Source organism: bacterium, from assembly GCA_024226335.1.
Lineage (GTDB): Bacteria > Myxococcota_A > UBA9160 > SZUA-336 > SZUA-336 > JAAELY01.
On the sequence record JAAELY010000500.1, the window covers coordinates 1 to 1,865 of the forward strand.

At 61.4% G+C, this 1,865-nt stretch carries 3 protein-coding genes; all 3 read left to right on the forward strand.

The genetic code is table 11. The features are described from left to right. Positions 1 to 712 (forward strand): fructose-bisphosphatase class II family protein (locus tag GY725_24680; protein MCP4007390.1); only part of this gene is annotated, 712 nt, incomplete at its 5' end. A 363-nt stretch (positions 713 to 1,075) separates the two neighbouring features. After that, positions 1,076 to 1,309 (forward strand): KH domain-containing protein, encoded by a 234-nt coding sequence (locus GY725_24685; protein MCP4007391.1) that lies wholly within the window; start codon positions 1,076 to 1,078, stop codon positions 1,307 to 1,309. Between the two features lie 27 nt (positions 1,310 to 1,336). Next, a partial coding sequence (locus GY725_24690; GenBank protein ID MCP4007392.1) for a hypothetical protein occupies positions 1,337 to 1,865 on the forward strand: 529 nt, incomplete at its 3' end.

A 1,865-nucleotide genomic window follows, 5' to 3' on the forward strand; every position in this document is an offset into this window, starting at 1 on the left:
GGAAATTGCCCTCGATCCACTTGAAGGCACGACCATTTGTGCGACCGGTGGACCGAATGCGCTCTCGGTAATTGCCGCCGCCGATGAAGGCGGCTTCCTGCATGCCCCCGACACGTATATGGACAAGATCGCCGTAGGGCCCGTCGGGCGCGGCGCGATCGACATCGATAAGTCTCCAACCGAGAACCTCAAGGCTCTCGCGGAGGTGAAGGGTGTACCGGTAGAAGACCTGACCTGCGTGATTCTCGATCGGCCGCGCCACGAGCGACTGATCGAGGAGGTGCGTCGCGTCGGTACGCGCATCAAGCTGATCAAGGACGGCGACGTGTCGGCTGCGATCGCGACCTGCAGTCGCTCGCACAACGTCGACATCCTGATCGGTATCGGAGGCGCACCCGAGGGCGTGATCGCCGCTGCCGCATTGCGTTGTCAGGGTGGGGATATCCAGGCGAGGCTCACGCCGCGCAATGCGAATGAGGTCGAGCGCGCCAAAGCCATGGGGGTCACGGACGTGAACGCCAAGCTCACGATCGACGATCTGGCCTCCGGCGCGGTCATGTTCGCCGGTACGGGAGTGACCGAAGGTGACTTTTTGAAGGGGGTGCGCTTTCGGCCTGAAGGAGCCCTGACGCACTCGGTCGTCATGCGCAGTCAGACCATGACCACGCGCTGGATCGAGGCCGAACACAACTTCCGCTTCAAACCCCGGTAGGTCAGCGATTCACGCAGGGAAGCGGCGGAATGCCCGCGGGATTCCATGCACACTGGAAGACGCGGGCCTTCTGGAGCCCCCAGCCGGGGAGTGTTGGCCCCAGTTGGATTTCCGAGTCGGCACTCGTGCCTTCAACTATCTTGTGAAAACCTTCAAGAACGTCGGATAGTTGTTCCGGTAGAGGGGCTATCCAGTGTACGATAGGGCAGTTGACCTGCGAGGCGCTTGGTGCCAGACTGAAAAGTGCCATAGCGGCAAAGATTAACCTTGTCCTTTGCACACTCGGTATTCGCGTCACAGGTTGGCCATGTCTTGAGTTGATCGGTGAAGCGGGCGCAGGGGCGATGGCGTTGGGAGTTGGGAATGAAAGAGTTGGTAGAGCTGATCGTCAAGGCGCTGGTGGATCAACCGGAAGCGGTGGAGATTACTGAGGTCAAAGGCAATCACGCACACGTGATTGAGCTCAACGTCGCCAAAGAGGACCTGGGCAAGGTAATCGGAAAGGGTGGCGCCCACGCTTCAGCGATTCGCACCATTCTGGCCGCTGCAAGCGGTAAAGAGAACAAGCGATACATCCTGGAGATCATCGAGGTCTGACCTCTGAGTGGGAATCCTGCCGCGACCGTGAGCGAACGCGTGCTTCGCGCGTTCCGCGCTCCAACGGGCGAAGGTGTCGAAGAAATCGCGCAGTGCCCCCTGTGGGTCCCGCGAAGCGAGTTCTTGAACGCGCTCGCAGAAGCCGAGGATGCGTATTCGGCGGGCGAAGCCGTCTGGTCCGTTTCTGAACCCTGGCTCGAGGCGAACGCTGCTCTCGCGCAGGATCCCAGTGTCTTGCTAGACGAGTTCTCGGACTGGGCCCTGCTACTGGATCGCTACTCGACAGTGAACATCGTGGATCGTCAGGGCCACAGCGAGATCCAGTGGACCAACCTCCACGACCATCCATGCGACGCCCGCGAATGCGCCTTTCGCCAGGGCGCGATCACTGCGCTCCTCCAGACCTGCGCAGCGAGCGAACCCGTGTCGGTCGAGCACGTCGAATGCGTTGCTCGGGGAGGGCAGCTCTGCCGTTTTGTGGTCGACGGTTGGATCCCGTGCAAGGACTCCCGCCACGCCCGGGCGTTTGGTGAGGCGCGTCTACTGGCGGCCAAGA

Coding starts and splice junctions, on each gene's coding strand:
- GY725_24685 (MCP4007391.1), top strand. CDS start 1,076: ATGAAAGAGTTGGTAGAGCTGATCGTCAAGGCGCTGGTGGATCAACCG.